This is a genomic window from Pseudomonas sp. PDM03, from assembly GCF_014852385.1.
Classification (GTDB): Bacteria; Pseudomonadota; Gammaproteobacteria; order Pseudomonadales; family Pseudomonadaceae; genus Aquipseudomonas; species Aquipseudomonas migulae.
This window is the reverse complement of the sequence record NZ_JACVBM010000003.1, coordinates 216,116-235,783: the sequence shown is the minus strand read 5'-3', so window position 1 is coordinate 235,783 and position 19,668 is coordinate 216,116. Positions and strand designations below refer to the sequence as shown.

Below are 19,668 nucleotides of genomic sequence, written 5' to 3'. Positions count from 1 at the left end.
ACGTTTACTTGGCCTAAGCCTGGCTTGCCTGGGACAGCTTTGAAGGTGCGCGTTTTATATGCAAAGCGTTTATTTGATCAGTAACGTCAATAATGGCGGAAAAACCTATCTTGAGTACTTGCTGCCAGCGCTAAATGCTCTTCGCAATCACTACAACTGCATTGTGCTTCAGACAAATATTGTCGGTATCAGCAAGTTTGAAGCAGAACAGTTTCTAGGCTGTCCAGTTGAAGAGGTGGGGCTGGATGATATTGGAAAACTGAAATCACAAGTAATTATCTCGAACGATGCTTCTATCGGGAAGTTAATTGATGAATCAAATTTTTCCATTTTTATTGCGCACGGCAATGTAGGGATGCCCCTCGCGGATGTTTACTACTGTTCCGGCTGGACATCCTATTGGGATGTAATTGTTTCCTCCTCCAGATCGCTTTTTGATTTGATTAAAACAGGTATGTACTACTTCAGGCGGGACAGAGTCGCCTTGCGTCTGGAGCTTGAACCGGACCGATCACGTACGGACCTTCGAAACACTAGCGCAGTATCCGTACTGCCCATCAAAATTCCCGAAGTGTTCAGCGGTCCCCCTGAGTTTCGGTGCATGTCCGAGGAGTATGTTGTTGGTCTTCTGCCTACCCAGATAGGTATTTGCCCGAGTGGCGCTTCTCTGTTTGAAAACATGGAGGTGGTCATTAACTCGGTGAAATCCCAGATTCCTCATGCAAAGATTATTTTTCGACCGTATATGACGGATTTTGAACGTCCCTATGTAAAAGAGTTGTGTGAGCAACTTGCCCAGTACCCATGGGTTTCAATTGACGATACTAAAGGCAGCAGTAAAGACTTCTATCGGATATGTGACACGATCATCACTGATGCCTCCAGTGGTGGTGTGTCCTTTATGCTGAATACGTGCAAGCTGCCCATTTATTATGTTCCAGTGGGTCACGATAGCAGTCCAATCGTCAAAGCCTGGCTGGAACAAATGGAGGGCTTGTTGCCGATCGCTAAAAATGGCGATGAGCTTAAGGATATGGTGCTTGGATTTAAACTGCTTACTTCAGAGCAAAAGTACTTCATTTATAAGAAGTTCTACGACTCAGAGTACAGCGGGCTTCATCATCCTGATGAGGTGTTTCTTGAGTTGGTTGAAAACCGACATGAGTCCCGTTTTCGTTACTGTGTGATCGACTCTTTTGGGGGCGTTCACGAGAACCTCATTAGCGATCCTGAAAGAGCGCTGCAATGATCGTGAGTAACTTTCAGGCTCCCAGTGTTGATATGAATAACTCTATCGGCGAAGTCGTGTGGATTACCGGTTTGTCGGGTGCCGGTAAATCAACGCTGGCCCATGAGCTTGTTGCCAGGCTTAGAAACGATGGTCATCCGGTTGTCATGCTGGATGGCGATGAACTGCGTGATGTGTTTGGCGCAAGTACGGCCAATGCGCAAAACCACGGGCGTGAAGGGCGGTTGGCGCTGGCCATGCAATACGCTCATTTATGCAGGGTCATAGCGGCGCAGGGGTTCACGGTGGTGATCGCCACGATTTCGCTGTTCCGCGAAGTTCATGCGTGGAACCGTGCCCACCTGCCTGGTTATTTCGAAATCTATTTGAAGGTGCCGATGGAGGAGCTGCGCCGTCGGGATCCCAAGGGCATCTATCGCCGGTTCGATGCGGGCGAGTTGCACAACGTCGCGGGGCTAGATTTGTCGATTGATGAACCGGGCGCGGCAGACTGGGTGGTGGAGTTCGACCCCCACCGCCCTCTATCTATGTTGACTGATGACTTACTGCACCATTTTTATAAAAGGAAGTTGGTATGAAGACGGAATGGGATTACACCACACTGGCTGACGCTTACTTGAAGCGTCCTGACTACGCCGATGCTGCGATCGATGCAATGCTTTCGATTGCAGGCGCCGAGAAAGGCGACAAGTTCTGCGACGTTGGAGCCGGGGTTGCGCACCTGACCTTAATGTTGGCTGCGCGAGGCCTGGATGTTGTTGCGGTGGAACCTAATGATGCGATGCGAGCAAATGGCATCAAGCGTACCGCGGACCTGACTCATGTCAGTTGGCATGAAGGCACAGGCGAAGTAACAGGGCAGCAGTCGCAAGCTTTCGACATGGTCACTTTCGGCAGTTCCTTCAATGTCTGTGACCGTGAACAGGCTCTCAAGGAAACCGCGCGCATTCTCAAGCCGCGAGGCTGGTTCGCCTGTATGTGGAATCATCGTCATCTTGAAGATCCTGTCCAGGCCCGAATTGAAGCGATCATTAAAGAGCGGGTTCAGGGTTACGGCTACGGTACTCGTCGTGAAGATCAAACTGCGGTGATTGATGCCAGTGCGCTATTCGGTCCTGTTGTTCATCTTGATGCGCGTGTCATTCACGAACAAACCATTGAAGAATGTCTGGAGGCGTGGCGTTCTCACGCAACGCTTGAGCGTCAGGCAGGTGCGAATTTCCATGAGGTGATTAGCGCAATCGATGACTATTTGAAAGGCCTGGGGACTGCCTCGATCCAGATTCCGTACTCAACCAATATCTGGGTTGCTCAGCTGAGATAATCCTGATGGCTCTGCGATTTTCCACCAAGGCCGGTACGCTTGCCGGCCTGCAAGAGCGGCTGACTTCGGCGCGCATTGCTCCGTTGCTGTCTTTCACCGTAAGGGATTGGCAAATGGGCCGGCAAGCCTGTTTTCGCGACATTCAGGGACGCTTGGACGCCGGCCCCTGGATCGTGCGCTCCAGTTGTCTGCGCGAAGATGGCGTACAAGCATCCGGTGCGGGGGCGTTTCTCTCTGTACTTGACGTTAATGAAGCAGGGTTGGAATCGGCGGTTGAACAGGTCATCGCCAGTTATGGCGATGCCAACCAGGCAGACGAAGTTCTGATTCAACCGATGTTGAACAATGTCGTTCGGTCCGGCGTTGCCTTTTCCCACGACCCGAATACCTGTGCGCCCTATCGGGTGGTGAACTGGACGGAGGGCCGTGACACTGCCTCTGTCACGGGCGGTCTGGGTGGCCGGCTTTGGCAGCAGGCGGCCCACAGCAAAGTGCCGCCACCGCCAGATATGCTGCCCGTCGTGACCTTGCTCGAAGAGTTGTTGGGGTTGTTCGAGGGGGTGCCGGTCGACTGTGAGTTCGCTGTCACGCGGGAGGCTGAAGGCGAGGTGTTGTGGTTATTGCAAGCCCGACCACTGATTTTGCCAGCACGCCCGGAATCCGAAGCAACTCAAGCCGAGCGGCTGGATAATATTCAACGCAAGGTGGCGCGGGGCATGCGACCGCACCCGTTCCTGATCGGCCAGCGTACCGTTTATGGTGTGATGCCGGACTGGAATCCGGCCGAAATTATCGGTATCCGTCCCAAACCACTGGCGCTTTCTCTTTACCGGGAATTGGTGACTGACTCGATCTGGGCCTATCAACGCCATAATTACGGCTACCGCAACTTGCGCAGCTTTCCGCTGATGCCGCATTTTTTCGGGCTGCCGTACATCGATGTTCGATTGTCTTTCAACTCGTTCATCCCGGCAGACCTGGATGAGGGGTTGGCGGGGCGTCTGGTCGACCACTATATCGATCGGCTGCTGTCGGAGCCGACGCTGCACGACAAAGTGGAGTTCGAGATTGTGTTCTCGTGCTACACACTGGATTTGTCGCAACGACTGGAGCGCCTGGCGAGTGCCGGTTTCCTGGAGCATGAGCTGGAAGCCATCAGCAGCAGTTTGCGCAAATTGACCAACCGCATCGTCCATCCCAAGGATGGCTTGTGGCGCGCTGATGCCAACAAACTCGATACGCTGAATGCGCGACGTGAGGCATTGCTGGCCTCCAACGCCGACCCTCTGGAACGGATTTACTGGCTGCTGGAGGATGCCAAACGCTACGGGACCCTGCCATTCGCCGGTCTGGCCCGCGCCGGCTTCGTCGCGGTGCAGATGCTCAAATCCCTGATGACGGTGGGTGTGCTCTCGCAGGCTGACTACGATTGTTTCATGGGGGGGGTGTCGACTGTCAGCGGCCAGTTGGCACGTGATCGCGCGACATTGGACAAGGCGACGTTCCTCGCGCGCTACGGCCACTTGCGCCCGGGCACCTACGACATCCTTTCGCCTCGCTACGATGAAGCGCCGGAACTTTACTTTGACTGGACTCAGCGTCCGTCCGTCCCGGAGCCCGTACAACCGTTTTCGCTGACCCTTCCACAAATGCGCGAAATCGTGAAGCAACTGGAATCACACGGCTTGCAGCCCGACCCCGTCGGCTTGCTGGACTTCATGCAAGCAGGAATCGAACTGCGCGAGCTGGCCAAGTTCCACTTCACCCGCAATCTCTCGGATGCCCTGGCATTGATCGCGCAAGTGGGCGCCCAGCACGGCATCAGCCGTGAAGACATGGCCTATTGCGACATCAGTGTCTTCAAGGAGCTGCACGTTGCGGCAGCCAACACGAGCGATGTGCTGTTGCGCAGCATTGAGCAGGGCAAGGCCCGCCACGCAGAGACACTAAAGGTCTCGCTACCGCCGGTGATCACCCGGCCTGAGGATGTCTGGTCCTTCGAATGGCCGGAAACAGCTCCCAACTTCATCACCCAGAAGCAGGTGACTGCCCCCGTGGTGGGTAGTGATGACCGAGAAAAACTCGCCGGTGCGATTGTTTGCATTCCCAATGCGGACCCCGGGTTCGATTGGTTGTTTGCCTACCCGATTGCCGGGTTGATAACGGCTTGGGGCGGCGCGAACTCTCACATGGCGATTCGTGCAGGAGAACTTGGCTTGCCGGCAGTGATCGGTGCCGGCGAAGTCCTCTATCGGCGCTGGTCGGCGGCGCAACGCTTGCACCTGGATTGTCCGGGGCGCTGCGTGGAGATGCTGGCATGAAAGTCGTTGCCCTCAGCCAGCGTGTGGACGTATTTCCCGAGCGTGGTGAAAGCCGCGATGCAGTTGACCAGCGTCTGATCAGCTTTCTACTGGATGCCGGCTTTTTGCCGGTGCCGGTGCCCAACGGGTTGTGTCTGCAAACCGCTGACGGACGGCTGACTCAGGACGCCCTGCATGACTGGCTGCACACGGTGTCGCCACAAGCCATTGTGCTTTCGGGGGGAAATGACATCGGCCAGTGTCCGGCGCGCGACCTGACTGAAGGCAGATTGCTCGCCCATGCACGATCCCTCCACCTGCCCGTACTTGGAATTTGCCGGGGCATGCAGATGATTGCGCACTGGTCGGGCGGCGAGCTGAAAGCGGTGAACGGTCATGTGCGAACCCGGCATGAACTGTCAGGAAAAATCGTTGCCGAGGTGAACAGTTATCACGGTTTTTCGCTTGCCGCTTGCCCGGAAGGTTTTGAGGTCCTGGCGTGCAGTGGGGATGGGGAAATTGAAGCCATCCGGCACCGCAACCTCCCTTGGGAGGGCTGGATGTGGCACCCGGAGCGAGAGGACGTCTGGGCTGCGCACGACGTTCATCGACTGAAGCAATTGTTCGGTTAATAAAGACATTTCATGAGGTAGGACTGTTGTGAAAGCCATTATTCTGGCTGCCGGACGTGGCAGCCGCATGAAAAGTCTCACGGATGAACGTCCGAAATGCATGGTCGAATTGCGTGGCAAGACACTGCTGGAGTGGCAACTTTTGGCGCTGCGCGGTGCAGGCATTAGCGAGATAGCCATCGTGACCGGCTACAAGCGCGAGGTGTTGGCAGACCAAGGGCTGATCGAGTTCCATAATCCTCGCTGGGCGCAAACCAACATGGTCTCCTCATTGGCGTGTGCTGAAGCCTGGTTGCAGGATGCTCCGTGCATCGTGAGTTACTCCGACATCTTTTACAGCCCCGCAGCAGTCCAATCGTTAATGACATGCAAGGCTTCCCTGGCCGTCACCTATGATCCGAACTGGCTGGCGCTCTGGACACAGCGCTTTGGTGATCCGTTACTGGATGCCGAAACGTTCCGCCTTGCCTCTACCGGCACCTTGACCGAAATCGGCAACAAACCGACTTCAGTCGATGATGTTCAGGGTCAATACATGGGGCTTCTACGCTTCACGCCTGAGGGATGGGCAGAGGTCGTCCGGCTTCGCCAGGCCTTGACCCCGGAACAGAGTGACAAGGTGCATATGACGAACACGCTTCAACACGTCATTGATGCGGGGCGGGTGCCGATACACGCCGTTGCTTACACTGGAGAGTGGGGAGAGGTGGACTCTTCAGAGGATCTCTTTGTGTATCAATAATTGAGGTTTCAGGCCTTGAGTGACTATTTATGAAGAAGGAATGCCCATGATCACCACCACCACCCACGCCATCGAAGGCCGCCAAATCACCGCTTACCTCGACATCGTCAGCGCCGAGTCGGTGCAGGGTGTCAACGTTATCCGCGACATGTTCGCCGGGATGCGGGATTTTTTCGGCGGGCGCTCTCAAACATTGGAGCGTGCATTGAAGGAGGCGCGGATTCAGGCCACCGACGAGATCAAGGAGCGGGCGCGGGCACTGCAGGCCGACGCGGTGGTGGGGCTCGATTATGAGATCAGCATGCCGGCCGGCAAGGGCGGCATGGTGGTGGTATTTGTGACCGGGACGGCCGTCAAACTGAGGTGAGTCAGGTAACGGTTCATGTGTTTGTTTTGTAGGAAGCGGTGCGGGCCATTCGTCGGGTCTTGGGGAATCTGAATTACAAGTCCGGTAATGACCGGCTAGTCTCAAAAGCTTGGTGGTCGATATGTTTCAGGCAAAAGGGCTTGCCGGTATCGATCCCGCTTTTGAAAGGGGCGAAAAGATGGCTGATCCGTATATCGAAGACGACGGTGCTGAATTTCCGATCAACAATTGCGTGCGGTGTGGCCAGGCGGAGTATGTGGTGGGCTTTGGTGATGACCAGGCCAAACTTGGCAAAATGAAATCCCAGGTGCCCCAAGGGCCGAAGGCGAAATTTTTACCCAAGGTTGCGGCACCCGTCAGGAAGTAATCCATCCTCTCCAGACCCCGTCATTGAGCGGGGTTTTTTATGCCCGAAACCTTTTTTGCGACGTGTGTTTTTCGGCCTGGGTTTTCACAAAGTTTTCACAAGGCCTTACGTAATCTCAACTCATCCGTTAGAAAGCAACACCTGGCCCGTCTCCCCAGCGGGCTTTTTTTTGTCTGGCATAAAACCTTTTCCATAAAAGCTGTCCAACCGTCGCCGATGGTGAGGTTGGGGCTGTGTGTCTGGACTTTCTCGCCGCTAAAGCATTCAATCTCGACCCTTTTTGATTTCCCCCTATTTTTGAGGTTCTTGTCATGCGTTTAACACTGCCCGCTCTGGTTCTGGGGCTTTTGGTTGCTCAAGGTGCAATGGCTGCTGGCGACGGCACTGCCGCACTGGGTGGCGGTCTGGGTGGCGCGCTGGGTAATGTGGTCGGCCAAAGCATGGGCGGCAGCACTGGCGCTGCGATTGGTGCTGGTGTCGCGGGCGCCGCCGGCAGCGCTGTTGGAGCACGCAAAGGCAGCCGCACCAAAGCGGCCATCGGCGGCGGCGTGGGTGCTGCGGGCGGCTCGATAATCGGCAACAGCCTGGGCGGCAAGACCGGTTCGACCATCGGCGCAGGCCTGGGCGGTGCTTTGGGCGGCGGCGTGGGCAGCAACCTGGCCAAGGGCCACAAGCGCCACTGATCCTGATCGATCCGCTCAAAAAGCCCGGCTTGATGCCGGGCTTTTTGTATCTGGCTGTTTCTATTTCGCAGCTTTTGCATCTTTAGCGGTCCAACGGTCATCGCAGGCCGGATTCAGTGGGGGTAGGTGCTAGACTCCGCCCATCCGCAGCGAATTCTTTTCTCCCGATGCGGAATTAGAGGTTCATATCATGCGTTTGACATTGTCCACATTGTTTCTGGGACTCTTGGTTGCTCAAGGTGCGATGGCTGCCGGTGATGGCACCGCTGCTGTTGGCGGTGGTATCGGCGGTGCATTGGGTAACGTTGTGGGTCAGCAAATGGGCGGCAGCACCGGTGCCGCGATTGGCGCAGGTGTAGGCGGCGCGGCGGGTAGCGCTGTTGGTGCACCTAAAGGCAGTCGCACTGAAGCAGCGATCGGTGGTGGTTTGGGCTCGGCGGGCGGCTCGGTGATTGGTAACAGCCTTGGCGGCAAGACCGGTTCGACCATTGGCGCAGGCCTCGGCGGTGCAGCGGGTGGTGCGGTGGGCAACAACCTGGGTACTGACAGCGGCAGCTCCCATTCCGGCAACGGGCACAAACACAAACATAAGCACAAGAACAAACACCACTGATTCGACGTTCAGTGACAGCAAAACCCGGCCTGGTGCCGGGTTTTTCATTTTCGCGAGCGTGATATCGGAACGTTGCCGCTCAACGATGCCAATAACGCGGGTGACGTGGGGCTGACTGAGTTTGAAGACGAGCAGTGATCGACAGATCGTTATCCGCTCAACCGATCGTCCCTTCGATCGAACGGTTTCCGTGGTGGTGTCATCAAAATTTCAGGTGTTGTTTTCAATACCCCTGTGAGAGGTGCTTTATGAACACTGACCCGAAAGATACTGATGTCGATGACACCCCTGAGTATCCGTTGCCTTCACCTACAGATTCTCTGAGTCGTGACCAGCGTCCACCGGATGATGATGAGGTGGGGGTGGAGCAGGTGCCGGATGATGACGTGCGGCGCACTGATGTTGAGGCTGACGCTGACGATCCGGATATTGCAGGGAATGATTGCTCGGGCGAACCGAGTTGATACGTGTATTGCCGAATAGCCGCTTGTCGTTTGAGCGGCTATTCATTAGTCAGGTATGCCGAGTACGGCAAACTCAAATATCGCGACCTTTAAATATGTATAAGTAATCTGTAGGTCCTGACATTTTTTCGAGAAATCCTGCTGCTATATAGTTTTGAAAATCAGCCTTCAAAACTTTTTTGTCTGTGTACTTTTTATATTGTTGAGGCAGCTCGCAAGCAAACAAGTAAAGACGCCAGGCATCGAAGCCATCTATTCTCTCATCTGTCCCGTAATCAAAGTCTACGCATGCCTCAGGCAGATAAATCGCACAGCCAACTCCGTGCAGCTCGTACGTGATGTTTCCAACAATTGTTCCGCATCGCTCGATTTTATTGGTTCGCCATAACCCAAGAATGCAGCGCGTGCCAAATTTTTCTTCCAGCAAAGCAGTAGCTTTTTCTACTTTGGCAAGGAAATCAAATATCAATTGTTCTAAATCCAGGTTTCTTTCACTCATCGTCTACGAGGCTCCAGTCTGTCGTGTCCTACGTTGTTGGCTGACTCTAAGACTTCATCAATGTTGTTGAGGTAGCCCCTGTGACCCTTGATGTCTTTCACTAGTTTTATTATCACGTCAGTTGATGTCTGCCTTGCGGCAGAGGCGCGATGGTGCCCGTCAAGTATATAAAGTTCCCCGTCATGTTCAGCTACATCGATAGGGTATGTAGCGTCAAAACCACTGTCGCGCATATCTTTTGCCAGATTTTCTACTTTTTTAGTCGAGCCTTTACCTGAAATGGCGTGCGTTCTGTTCAAATTTTTTGGGTCGACCCCATAGGCCACAGTGGGTAGATCGGGTTCACTAATAATAACCGCGACCTTACCCGCCGGATCCTCAACCCCCTCAACCGACCCGCACCCACCCATCCCCGGACAATCACTCAACCCCAACGGATCAACCCACCCCGTGGGGCTCAACACATACCGATACCCGTTCAGACCACCCGCCAATCCGACCGGGTCCGGCGTCAGATACCGCCCCACATCCGGCTGGTAATACCGATGCCGGTTGTAGTGCAAGCCTGTTTCCGGGTCGAAGTACTGGCCCTGAAACCGCAGCGGCTGGTCGAGTATCTGGTGGGTGTCGCGGTTGAGGCGGGTGAGGCGGCCGTAGGCGGTGTATTGGGCGGACCAGACGATTTCGCCGCTGTAATCGGTGAGTTCTTGCGGTGTGCCGAGGTGATCGAGTTGGTAGTAAAACGGGCAGGCGTTGCGCGGGCCTTTGCCGTCGAGCATGGCCAACGGGCGAAAGCTGCCGGGTTCGTAGACGTAGCTGCGGTAGTGCTCGCGACTACTTTCGGCGATGAGATTGTCGCCCTGCCAAAAAAACTCGGTGGTGTTGCCATCGACGTTTTTGCTGATGCGACGGCCGAAGGCATCGTAGCGGTAGGTCGCCTGGCTGCCGTTGGGCAGGGTGACGCCGATCAGGCGATGCTGGCAGTCGTAACGGTACTCTGTGACCAGTTTTTGTGCAGTGCCGCGGCGTTCGCGGATCAGGTTGCCGAAGGCGTCGTAATCGTAGTGGCGGTCACCTTGCATCAGCAGGCGATTGCCTTTGACCATGGCCGGACCGGGGCGGTCCTGCATCAGCAGGTTGCCGGTCGGGTCGTGGGCGAAGTTTTCCGGTTGGTGATCTCGGGAGTGGCGGACGCGGATCAGGCGATCGAGCGAATCGTAGAGGTAGCTGCGCTGACCGTGCCGCGTGTCGGCAATGTGGTCGAGGTTGCCGTTGGCGCTGTAGGCATAGTCGCGGCGATACAGAGGTTGCAGGTTTTGCCGGACAGCGTGGGCGTTCAGTCGGCCTTGATTGTCATACTGATAGTCGCTGAGCAGCAGGCCTTGTTGACGGTTCTGTTCGCGGCCGGCGAAAAAGGTGTGAGCGGTCAGTCGGGCGCCATTGAGATCAATGGCCGTCAGCGCGCCACCCTTGGCATGGTGGTAATCGAGTTTGCTGTTGTCGGGCAGGCGCAGGTGGTTGAGTTGGCCACAGGCATCGTAGCCATATCGCAGCGTGCCCCAGCCTTGGTGTTCGGTGATTAGCCGACCCTGTTTGTCGTATTCGAACTCCAGCGGGTGATCGTGACCGTCATCGACGCTGACCAGTCGGCCAAGGCTGTCGTATCGGTACTCGACATTGACACCGTCGGGCAGCGTCTTGACCAGCAGCCGTCCCGTTGAGTCCCGTTGATAGCCCGTGACCCATTGCGAGCCGTCGTCGCCGAACTCGATTTTTTTCAGCAACTGTCCATTGAGGTCGTAGGCATACGCGGTGCGTTGGCCATCGAATCCGGTTTCCTGTCGGATCAATCCATTGAGCGTGTAGTCCAGCAGATATTTCCCGCCGGACTCATTCTCGATTTCGGTCAGCAACAACCGTGCGTTGTCGTACCGATAAAGCAGTTGTGTGCCATCGGGATTGATCCGACGGCTGACCAGATGCAGATCATCGGCATATTCAAAGCGCGTGGTGCGCCCCAGTTCATCGCGCTCGGCGGTGATCTTGCCGTAGGCGTTGTAGCTGAAGGTGCGACTGGCACCTGTAGGAAGCGTCGTCTGAATCAGTCGTCCAACGGCATCCCATGAGTAGCGAGTGACGGCACCGTGTTCGTCCTGGCGGGTAACCTGCCGGCCCAACGCATCATAGGAAAAGCGCCGCTGACCGCCATCCGGCAAGGTCTCTTCGATCAGTTGACCCAAGGCATTGCGGACGAAGACATGCCGACTGTTGTCGGGAAAGCGGATCGACAGCAGCAGGCCTTTTTCATCGTGGTGGTAGTGGGTGACATACCCCTCGGGATCGGTCGCCTCGATGACCTCACCCTGAGCATTGCGCTGATACTTCCACGCGGCGTTGCCGCGATACCGCGCATGCAGGAAACCATTGCGGTATTCGTAAGACGTTGGCTCACCTTCGGGTGGAATCAGGGCAATCAGCCGGCCGACATCGTCATAGCGGTAGTGGGTAATTGCCCCGAGCGGATTCTTTTCGGCAATCAGCCGCCCCTGGTCGTCATAGGCATTGAGGTGTTCCGCCCCGTCGGGTTCGACCCTCCGCACCAGGCGTGCCCGGTCGTCGTGCTGGTAAAACGCTTCGCTGCCATCAACGTTTTTAACCTGCACGCCGCCGTTGTCATCCCAGACATAGCGCGTGTCCACCTGCGAAAACGACGCCCAATGTCGGACGCATCGCGCAGACTTGCCGGACCTTTCCCACTCCCAGAAGAAGCTCGCGCCACCAGCCAATTGCCGCTGCAGGATGACGTGCTGGTCGTCATAGTCGTAACGTTCGCTTTCGCCGGCGGCGTTGGTCGCTTCGATCAAGCGATGACAGGCGTCGTAGCGGTAGGTCACCAATGTCTGTTCAGTGCGCCAGGCATCTTCCAGGGTGTCGGCGGGATGAAAGCGCTGATACTCGACAGCGGCGAGGTGTCGGCGGTCATAGCGCAATCGCAGCGAGCGTCCGGCACCGTTGTCGAGGCGCATGATTCTGTCGGCGTTGTCCCGTTGCACTGTCAGACGGTTGCCATAGGCATCGCTGATGGCTGTCATCCGGCCTGTACGAAAGTGGTAAAAACGCGTCGCTTCGCCTGCCATTGCGAGGATCAGTTCTTCCGGCTCATCCCCCAGGAAAATCGCCGCCCGCGACAGGCTGTTGTGAATGCTCGGGCGTTCAACCTTGGGTAAAGGGAAGGTCGTACGACGGTTTTCGTGGTCGATCCAGCTAACCTGTTCGCCGTCGATTTCCAGCCGGTGTGCAAGGGCATGACTCCAGCCAAATCCGAGCCCGAAGTCGATTCCGACAGCACTGGTGCGATACACGCGGATGAACTCGAACGGCAACCGCCCATCCAGCGAACCATCGATCAGGGTCAGCAGTTCTTCGCCAGTGACCATCGATACCGGGCAGCCGTTGGTTGTGGTTCTATCCGCTGAATCGACGTTGTCGCCGTTTGGGTTTTGCGCGGGAGCAGGGGCGTCGTCGCGGTGTTCCTGGCGGCTCAGGCGGGTCTTGGCTTCGGACTTGTCACGGGCAAGGGCGACCGGGTTGTTCACCCGCACAATCGGTGATTCACCGGTGGTGATGTGCAACGGAGTGGCCGGCGCGGGTTTGAGTGGCACGTTCCGCGCGCTAACCATCAACGGTTTGAGGGTGCCGGCGTGGCTGCTCAGATCCGACCTGTTCGGACGCTCAGCCAGGCGCAAGCTTGCGGCGGCCAGCCATTGTCGGGCTCGCTCGGACTTGATCTTGCCCAGCACCTTGGCGCTAATGCCGAGTTTCAGGCCTGTAGGACTTGTGAGCCGCACCAGCAGGAAAGCGATGAGTATTTCTGTACGAATTTCCGCGACCACTTCGGCGATGTACTGCGGCGGCAACATCCGCAGCCAACTGGTGAAAGCCGCGAGATGAATGAACATCAACGGCTCATCACTCAACACCAGCATCACATTGGCGATGGCTTCGGCCGGAGCGTTCAGCAGAGTCTCGAGTTCAACCTCGGTCAGGTATTCAAGAAGATTTTCACTATTGGCCTGCAGGTCCGCGATCAGGGCGTAGATCTGCTTCACGTCATCCCACAAGCCGTGCAGCGACTTCTCGAATCCGCGCCAGTCGGCCCGTTGCAGCATGCCGTAGCGCTCAGGGAAACCGGCCTCGGAAAACCCCGCCCATAAAGGCTGGAATTCACTCGTCCACTCGTTGCGCAACCAGCCTTCAAGCTCATCGATCACGCTGTGATAGGAGGCATGAAGCGCCTGGACATGAGCGGTGGAAACATTGGGAAAGAATGTGATGCGGTAACGATGACCGCGCCAACACTCAGGGATTTCGAGGATGCCGCTGGGGCCGATGGTGTGATGCACCGGTTCACCAAAGGTCATCTCGCCGTTGCTCTTTTCAATGATCGGTTCGAGCATCAGCGGCGTATCACCAATGGGCACAAAGCGAGCCGCGTCGAACATATGCACGAGGGTCAACGGACCGCTGGCCGGGCATCTGGCGATTGTCGAACTGACGGGGGCGGAGGAATCCCTCGGTGTGCTCAAACGAACGTCGTTGCCGACCTTGAACACTTGCTCGACATCCAGCGCCCATCCTGTCCAGAAGCTTTCCGCCCAGGCCTCGTAGTCGTTGAGGCACAGGCGAAAATCGCCGAGCAGTGCTTCAACGTCCGGATGCTCGGGGTTCATGGCTGCCACCACCAACAGGCCGATGGCGTTGTTCAAGGCCAGGACCTTGTCAGGGTTGAACATTCGCAGTCCCTCGCGCGGATAAATTGGGGTCGCGAGACTTTGCGGGGGATCAACGAGGAAAGAAGTCGGGAAAGGAGGTGTTTGGTGTAGGGCGAATCGCTAAATCATGCTCAGCGATTCGGCAAAGGTTTTGTCACCGCCGGGAGATTGCCCGTTGCTCTCTGCCGGCCGCGCTCGCTATGCTGCTGAACCCTTTAATCAAATCCCGGAATCAGCTATGCCTGAGCCAACCGGGGTGTCATTAAAAACGGATCAGATGCGATGAATGCACCGCTGAAAGAGTTCGGCCCGATCAAAGCCGTGATTTTCGACATGGACGGCTTGTTGCTGGACACCGAGGGCATTTACACCGAAGTCACGTCGATGATCGCCGAGCGATATGGCCGGACTTTCGACTGGAGCGTCAAACAGAACATCATCGGCCGTGGTGCGGGTGACCTGGCGCGTTATGTGGTTGAAGCGCTGGACCTGCCGATTACCGCCGAGGAGTTCCTGGTGATCCGCGAGCCGCTGATGCGCGAGCGTTTTCCCACCGCGCTGGCGATGCCCGGTGCCGAGGAGCTGGTGCGGCACTTGAAGGCCAACAACATTCCGATCGCGGTGGGCACCAGTTCGTCGCGTCTGTCGTTCGGCCAGAAAACCACGTTGCACCGTGACTGGTTTGCGCTGTTCGACTTCGTCGTGACAGCCGATGACCCGGAAGTCGGTGCGGCCAAACCGGCGCCGGACATCTTCCTCACCGCAGCGCGCCGCCTGGGCGTGGCGCCGGGGGATTGCCTGGTGTTCGAAGATTCGCCGTTCGGCGTGACTGCGGCGAAAGCGGCGGGGATGACGGCGATTGCGATTCCCGACGCCGCGATGGCCGACGAAAAATACGCACATGCCGATGGCATTCTTCGTACGTTGAAAGCGTTCAAGCCGAGTGCGTGCGGTTTGCCGGCGCTTGAGTGGTCTTAACACGATTGGTGCAATGACACAGACCCATGTGGGAGCGAGCCTGCTCGCGATAGCGGTTTTTCAGTCGACATCAATGTAGGCTGACAAACCGCTATCGCGAGCAGGCTCGCTCCCACAGTTTATTTTGCGTTTAACCTTCCCGAATCAGGCGCCGAAACCACCGTCGATGGTCAGGCTGGCACCGGTGATGTACCCGGCTTCCGGGCCTGCAAGATAAGCGACGAAGCTGGCGATTTCTTCAGCCTTACCATAACGACCCACAGCCATCAGCGGGATCAGGCTTTCGGCGAAGTCGCCGCTGGCCGGGTTCATGTCGGTGTCGACCGGGCCCGGTTGCACGTTATTGATGGTGATGCCCCGTGGCCCAAGGTCGCGTGCCAGGCCTTTGGTCAGGCCGACCAGTGCCGCTTTGCTCATCGCGTACGGGCCACCGCCGGCGAAGGGCATGCGGTCGGCGTTGGTGCTGCCGATGTTGATGATGCGGCCGCCTTCGGTCATGTGTTTCGCGGCGGCCTGAGTCGCGATGAACACGCTGCGTACGTTGATCGCCAATGTCTGGTCGAAGTCTTCGAGTTTGAAGTCTTCCAGCGGGGCAACGGCCAGCACGCCAGCGTTGTTGACCAGGATGTCCAGGCGACCGAAGGCTTTGACGGTGGCGCTCACGGCGTTGCGAATCGCCTCGGCGTCGGCACTGTCAGCCTTGATGGCCAGCGCTTTGCCGCCGTTGGCGGTGAGGCTGTTCTGCAGTTCTTCGGCCTTGGCCGTGGAGCTTACGTAGGTGAAGGCAACCGTCGCGCCTTCAGCGGCCAGGCGTTTGACGATGGCAGCGCCGATGCCGCGGGACCCGCCTTGAATCAAAGCCACTTTGCCGCTGAGGTTCTGAGTAGTCATGTCGATCTCCAAAGTCGCCGTGGCGAGATGCCGCGGTTGATGGAGCCTAGTATTGATTCAGGATTACAGGCTGTGTAGACGGTAATTGCGATAGTCTGTGTAAACCAAAAGTTTATAGTGGCGCTTATGGAAACCTTCAGCAGTATCGAATGCTTCGTGCGCAGCGCCGAAGTCGGCAGCTTTGCCGAGGCCGCGCGACGCCTGAGCCTGACCCCGGCGGCGGTGGGCAAGAGTGTGGCAAAACTTGAGGCGCGGCTCGGTGTGCGGCTGTTTCAGCGCAGCACCCGTAGCCTGACGCTGACCGAGGCCGGCCATCTGTTTCTCGGCGAAGTCAGTTCCAGCCTGCACACGATCCAGAATGCCGTGGCCAATCTCGCGAGCGCCGAAGGGCGTCCGGCGGGAACGCTGAAAGTCAGCATGGGCACGGTGTTCGGGCGATTGTATGTGGTGCCGTTGCTGGGCGAGTTTCTGAGGCGGTTTCCGGCAATCAATCCGGACTGGCATTTTGATAACCGCCAGGTCGATCTGATTGCACAAGGGTTCGATGCCGCAATTGGCGGTGGATTCGAGCTGCCGCAGGGCGTGGTCGCGCGCAAGCTGACGCCGGCGCATCGGGTGTTGGTGGCGTCAGCTGAATATCTGGCGGGGCGCGAAGTGGTCGTTGAACCGGATGATCTCAAACATCACGACGGGATTCTGATTCGGTCGCCGCAGACGGGGCGAGTGCGCTCCTGGCAATTGACCAGCCGCACCCAGCAACACAGCCCTTTGACGCTAAAGGCGCGGATGACCATGAGCGATTCCGAAGCGGCGTGTGCGACGGCGGTTCAGGGGTTGGGGATCGCATTGGTGAGCATGCCGTTTGCTTCGGGTTATCTGGAAGCCGGGACGTTGCAGCGGGTATTGCCGGACTGGTACGTCGACGATGGCAACATTTCCATTTACTACGCTGAGCACAAATTGTTGCCGGGCAAGACGCGGGCGTTTGTGGATTTCATTATTGAACAGTTTGCGGAGCAGGGGTTGGCATCGCGGTTTAGTGCGGTATGAGTCAGGATTGATACCGAGTCGGCCCTTTCGCGGGCAAGCCTCGCTCCTACAGGGATCACACGTATTCTGTAGGAGCGAGGCTTGCCCGCGAAGAACGATAACGCGGTCTACCGCCCAAACCGCCCCGGCCAACCCACAATCTTCTTCGGCCGAGGCGTCGCATACGTCCTCACCTTCGACGTCGACAACCCCAATCGCACCAGCGACTCGGCAATCGTCACCGCCGCCGTCACGCCATCTACGACCGGCACGCCGGTGCGCTGACGAATCTGCTCGTCCAGCCCGGCCATCCCGCCGCAACCGAGGCAAATCACCTCAGCCTTGTCCTCCAGTACCGCCAATTCTGCCTGACGAACAATCGCCTCAAGCGCCCGTTGCGGATCGGATTCCAGCTCCAGCACCGCCAGGCCACTGGCCCGCACGGATGCGCAACGGTCCCACAGCCCTGAAAGTTTCAGCCGATCCTCGATCAACGGCACGGTACGGTCCAGCGTAGTGACCACCGAATAGGCATGACCGAGGAACATCGCCGTGCTGGCGGCAGCGTCGGTGATGTCCACCACCGGTACGTTGAGCAGTTCCTGCAACCCTTCGCGACCGTGCTCGCCGTAACCGGCCTGAATCACCGCATCGAAGGGTTGATCGTAGGACATCACTCGATCCATCACGGCGATGGCAGCCAGGTAGCTTTCGAAATTGCCTTCGATGGAGTCGGCGCCGAAGTGCGGTGTCAGGCCGATGATTTCGGTGCCTGGCGCGGCCACGGCTTGAGCCGAACGGGCGATGGCCTGGGTGATGGATTCGGTGGTGTTGACGTTGACCACGAGAATTCGCATGGAAAGTCCTTATGGCGGGGTGGTTCAGCGGCCCGACGGTGCCGGGCCGTCATGGGGTTAGTGGCTGACGTTATCGACCGCGATGGCTTCGCCGCTGACATCCGCGTAGTGCGGCTGCCGCTTGGCGATGATCAGGTAGAGCATCCCGGCAATCCCGGCACCAATCAGCCAGGAGAACGGCGATACGAGATGGAAACCCGGCACCAGCGCCAGGACGATGGCGATCAGCGCTGCAGGAATGAACGCCGCCACCGCACGTAAATTGACGCCTCGGCTGTAGTAATAAGCGCCGTCGGGATCTTCGCTGTACAACTGCGGCACGTTGATCTGACCTTTTCGTACAAGCCAGTAGTCGACCATGATCACGCCGTACAACGGGCCGAGCAGGGCGCCGAGGCCGGACAGGAAATACACGATCACCAACGGGCTGTTGTAGAGGTTCCACGGCAGGATCAGCACGGCGATGGTCGCGCTGATCAACCCGGCGCGGCGGAAGGTCAGGTATTTCGGTGCCAGGTTGCTCAGCACGAAGGCCGGGGCGACGAAGTTGGCCATGATGTTCACCGCCACGGTGACGATCAGGAAGGCCAGGCAACCGAGGACCAGGAAGAAAGTATTGGGGATCGACGCGATGATTTCCGTCGGGCTTTCGATGATTCGGCCGTTGATTTGAAATTGCGCACCGCACAGCAGGACGGTGATGCCGGCGAACACCAGAATGTTCACCGGCAGGCCCCAGAAATTTCCGACCTTGATCGTCTTGCGGCACGGTGAAGAGCGGGCGAAGTCGCAGAAGTTGAGGATCAGTGTGCCGTAGATCGCCAGCCACAACGCGCCACCGGCAAAAATGTTGCGCCACATCTCGCCGCCAGTGAGCGGCTCACGGATCGACCACGCGATGGTCGCGTTGGCCTGGGTGTACATCCACGCGGCCAGGGCGGCGACGGTCAGCAGAATCACCGGACCGGCGAACGCTTCATAGCGCCGCACCATCTCCATGCCGTAGGCAAGAATCGCCAGTTGTACCAGCCAGATCGCGACGAAACACACCCAGCCCAGGCTCGACAGACCGAGTATCGAGTTGTGGTCGTAGTCGGCGAATCCCGGATGCACCGCCGTCAGCAGCACGCGAAACACCACCGAGGCGAGGTACGTCTGAATGCCGAACCAGGCGATGGCGATAACGGCGCGGATCAATGCAGGAATTTGCGCCCCATGGATTCCGAAACTGATCCGGCTGATGACCGGAAACGGCACACCGGTTTTCTGGCCCATGTAGCCGGAGAGGTTCATGAAGCAATACACCAGCGCCGCGCCGATCCCGAGCGACAACAGAATCTGCCAGCCGCCCAGACCTAACGCATACAGTCCGATGGCGAAGGAGTAGTTGGCGATGTTGTGAACGTCGTTGGTCCACAGGGCAAAAATGCTGTAACGGCCCCAGCGCCGGCCTTCGGCCTTGGTCGGTGCCAGGTCTTTATTGTGCAGGCGCGGGCTGAGCACCACGGGGTCTTGAAACGTTTGAACGGGGGAAGAGGAGGGCAGATCCAGCGCGATGTTGTTATTGGAGAGACTAGTACGCATTCCGGCAGGCTCCGAGCTTGGCGTCGCGATGACTGTGCATGAGCGTGGGCTCGACAAATCTTCGTCGCGGACAACAAGCATCATTGGTTACGGGGCATCTGCAGCCTGTACGGGATAGGGCGCTTCAGGCTTGCGGATCTAAAGTGTGTGTATGTTTTGAAGTAATTGTATACAAAACATGTATGCACTTAAGCCAGATCCATGCCAGTCAGCGATCTATAAAATTCACCGGTAATTTCGTTTTGTTATCTGTAATTGGTAAGTAACTGAAATCAAGACGATATAAATTGACCGATTGAACAGGTATTTATTTTTCA

18 protein-coding genes are annotated in these 19,668 nt (G+C 57.3%); 13 read left to right on the top strand and 5 right to left on the bottom strand.

Annotated features, from left to right (window positions below; translation table 11 throughout):
* Positions 1-58 precede the first annotated feature (58 nt).
* From IB254_RS07880 to IB254_RS07830, 11 genes are all read left to right on the top strand, one after another.
* Positions 59-1,249, top strand: a complete 1,191-nt coding sequence (locus tag IB254_RS07880) for a hypothetical protein (RefSeq protein ID WP_192416941.1) — start codon at positions 59-61, stop codon at positions 1,247-1,249.
* Positions 1,246-1,827, top strand: a complete 582-nt coding sequence (locus IB254_RS07875; RefSeq protein WP_192416940.1) for an adenylyl-sulfate kinase — start codon at positions 1,246-1,248, stop codon at positions 1,825-1,827. The genes IB254_RS07880 and IB254_RS07875 overlap by 4 nt, the downstream gene beginning before the upstream one ends.
* Entirely contained in the window at positions 1,824-2,573 is a 750-nt protein-coding gene (locus IB254_RS07870) for a class I SAM-dependent methyltransferase (protein WP_192416939.1), read from the top strand. Before IB254_RS07875 ends, IB254_RS07870 begins: the two co-directional genes overlap by 4 nt.
* 5 nt (positions 2,574-2,578) lie before the next feature.
* Complete coding sequence (locus IB254_RS07865) at positions 2,579-4,894, top strand: PEP-utilizing enzyme (protein ID WP_192416938.1); 2,316 nt, start codon at positions 2,579-2,581, stop codon at positions 4,892-4,894.
* Positions 4,891-5,505, top strand: coding sequence for a gamma-glutamyl-gamma-aminobutyrate hydrolase family protein (locus IB254_RS07860; RefSeq protein WP_192416937.1), 615 nt, complete (start codon positions 4,891-4,893; stop codon positions 5,503-5,505). The genes IB254_RS07865 and IB254_RS07860 overlap by 4 nt, the downstream gene beginning before the upstream one ends.
* A gap of 28 nt (positions 5,506-5,533) precedes the next feature.
* Positions 5,534-6,247: a phosphocholine cytidylyltransferase family protein gene (locus tag IB254_RS07855; protein ID WP_192416936.1), complete on the top strand. Its 714-nt coding sequence runs from the start codon at positions 5,534-5,536 to the stop codon at positions 6,245-6,247.
* Between the two features lie 46 nt (positions 6,248-6,293).
* The gene (locus IB254_RS07850; protein WP_008027329.1) at positions 6,294-6,614 is read left to right on the top strand and encodes a YbjQ family protein; all 321 of its coding nucleotides are present in this window, start codon (positions 6,294-6,296) and stop codon (positions 6,612-6,614) included.
* Between the two features lie 178 nt (positions 6,615-6,792).
* Positions 6,793-6,981, top strand: coding sequence for a hypothetical protein (locus IB254_RS07845; protein WP_192417007.1), 189 nt, complete (start codon positions 6,793-6,795; stop codon positions 6,979-6,981).
* 311 nt (positions 6,982-7,292) lie between these two features.
* Entirely contained in the window at positions 7,293-7,664 is a 372-nt protein-coding gene (locus IB254_RS07840) for a bacteriocin (protein ID WP_192416935.1), read from the top strand.
* Positions 7,665-7,854: 190 nt separating this feature from the next.
* The gene (locus IB254_RS07835; RefSeq protein WP_192416934.1) at positions 7,855-8,277 is read left to right on the top strand and encodes a glycine zipper domain-containing protein; all 423 of its coding nucleotides are present in this window, start codon (positions 7,855-7,857) and stop codon (positions 8,275-8,277) included.
* Positions 8,278-8,525: 248 nt separating this feature from the next.
* Positions 8,526-8,741: a hypothetical protein gene (locus IB254_RS07830; protein ID WP_192416933.1), complete on the top strand. Its 216-nt coding sequence runs from the start codon at positions 8,526-8,528 to the stop codon at positions 8,739-8,741.
* A 73-nt stretch (positions 8,742-8,814) separates the two neighbouring features.
* On the opposite strand, the gene IB254_RS07825 is transcribed toward IB254_RS07830, so the two are convergent.
* Both IB254_RS07825 and IB254_RS07820 read right to left on the bottom strand, forming a co-directional pair.
* On the bottom strand, positions 8,815-9,240 hold the full coding sequence (locus IB254_RS07825; RefSeq protein WP_192416932.1) for a DUF6896 domain-containing protein: 426 nt from the start codon (positions 9,238-9,240) through the stop codon (positions 8,815-8,817).
* Positions 9,237-14,033: an RHS repeat-associated core domain-containing protein gene (locus IB254_RS07820; RefSeq protein ID WP_192416931.1), complete on the bottom strand. Its 4,797-nt coding sequence runs from the start codon at positions 14,031-14,033 to the stop codon at positions 9,237-9,239. The genes IB254_RS07825 and IB254_RS07820 overlap by 4 nt, the downstream gene beginning before the upstream one ends.
* A 261-nt stretch (positions 14,034-14,294) precedes the next feature.
* On the opposite strand from IB254_RS07820, the gene IB254_RS07815 reads away from it, so the two are divergent.
* Complete coding sequence (locus IB254_RS07815) at positions 14,295-14,990, top strand: HAD-IA family hydrolase (RefSeq protein WP_008042293.1); 696 nt, start codon at positions 14,295-14,297, stop codon at positions 14,988-14,990.
* A gap of 144 nt (positions 14,991-15,134) precedes the next feature.
* Here IB254_RS07815 and IB254_RS07810 read toward each other — a convergent pair whose 3' ends face one another.
* The gene (locus IB254_RS07810; RefSeq protein WP_008027336.1) at positions 15,135-15,881 is read right to left on the bottom strand and encodes a 3-oxoacyl-ACP reductase family protein; all 747 of its coding nucleotides are present in this window, start codon (positions 15,879-15,881) and stop codon (positions 15,135-15,137) included.
* A gap of 126 nt (positions 15,882-16,007) precedes the next feature.
* Between IB254_RS07810 and IB254_RS07805 the strand changes: the two genes are divergently transcribed.
* On the top strand, positions 16,008-16,931 hold the full coding sequence (locus tag IB254_RS07805) for a LysR family transcriptional regulator (protein WP_192416930.1): 924 nt from the start codon (positions 16,008-16,010) through the stop codon (positions 16,929-16,931).
* A gap of 107 nt (positions 16,932-17,038) precedes the next feature.
* Here the strand turns inward: IB254_RS07805 and IB254_RS07800 are convergent, their stop codons facing one another.
* Complete coding sequence (locus IB254_RS07800) at positions 17,039-17,767, bottom strand: aspartate/glutamate racemase family protein (RefSeq protein WP_192416929.1); 729 nt, start codon at positions 17,765-17,767, stop codon at positions 17,039-17,041.
* A gap of 57 nt (positions 17,768-17,824) precedes the next feature.
* Complete coding sequence (locus IB254_RS07795) at positions 17,825-19,351, bottom strand: NCS1 family nucleobase:cation symporter-1 (protein WP_008042296.1); 1,527 nt, start codon at positions 19,349-19,351, stop codon at positions 17,825-17,827.
* Positions 19,352-19,668: the final 317 nt, after the last annotated feature.

Bases quoted from the DNA above. Each gene is read 5' to 3' on its own strand.
- IB254_RS07880 (WP_192416941.1), top strand. From the start codon at position 59: ATGCAAAGCGTTTATTTGATCAGTAACGTCAATAATGGCGGAAAAACC.
- IB254_RS07875 (WP_192416940.1), top strand. From the start codon at position 1,246: ATGATCGTGAGTAACTTTCAGGCTCCCAGTGTTGATATGAATAACTCT.
- IB254_RS07870 (WP_192416939.1), top strand. From the start codon at position 1,824: ATGAAGACGGAATGGGATTACACCACACTGGCTGACGCTTACTTGAAG.
- IB254_RS07865 (WP_192416938.1), top strand. From the start codon at position 2,579: ATGGCTCTGCGATTTTCCACCAAGGCCGGTACGCTTGCCGGCCTGCAA.
- IB254_RS07860 (WP_192416937.1), top strand. From the start codon at position 4,891: ATGAAAGTCGTTGCCCTCAGCCAGCGTGTGGACGTATTTCCCGAGCGT.
- IB254_RS07850 (WP_008027329.1), top strand. From the start codon at position 6,294: ATGATCACCACCACCACCCACGCCATCGAAGGCCGCCAAATCACCGCT.
- IB254_RS07845 (WP_192417007.1), top strand. From the start codon at position 6,793: ATGGCTGATCCGTATATCGAAGACGACGGTGCTGAATTTCCGATCAAC.
- IB254_RS07840 (WP_192416935.1), top strand. From the start codon at position 7,293: ATGCGTTTAACACTGCCCGCTCTGGTTCTGGGGCTTTTGGTTGCTCAA.
- IB254_RS07835 (WP_192416934.1), top strand. From the start codon at position 7,855: ATGCGTTTGACATTGTCCACATTGTTTCTGGGACTCTTGGTTGCTCAA.
- IB254_RS07830 (WP_192416933.1), top strand. From the start codon at position 8,526: ATGAACACTGACCCGAAAGATACTGATGTCGATGACACCCCTGAGTAT.
- IB254_RS07825 (WP_192416932.1), bottom strand. From the start codon at position 9,240: ATGAGTGAAAGAAACCTGGATTTAGAACAATTGATATTTGATTTCCTT.
- IB254_RS07820 (WP_192416931.1), bottom strand. From the start codon at position 14,033: ATGTTCAACCCTGACAAGGTCCTGGCCTTGAACAACGCCATCGGCCTG.
- IB254_RS07815 (WP_008042293.1), top strand. From the start codon at position 14,295: ATGAATGCACCGCTGAAAGAGTTCGGCCCGATCAAAGCCGTGATTTTC.
- IB254_RS07810 (WP_008027336.1), bottom strand. From the start codon at position 15,881: ATGACTACTCAGAACCTCAGCGGCAAAGTGGCTTTGATTCAAGGCGGG.
- IB254_RS07805 (WP_192416930.1), top strand. From the start codon at position 16,008: ATGGAAACCTTCAGCAGTATCGAATGCTTCGTGCGCAGCGCCGAAGTC.
- IB254_RS07800 (WP_192416929.1), bottom strand. From the start codon at position 17,767: ATGCGAATTCTCGTGGTCAACGTCAACACCACCGAATCCATCACCCAG.
- IB254_RS07795 (WP_008042296.1), bottom strand. From the start codon at position 19,351: ATGCGTACTAGTCTCTCCAATAACAACATCGCGCTGGATCTGCCCTCC.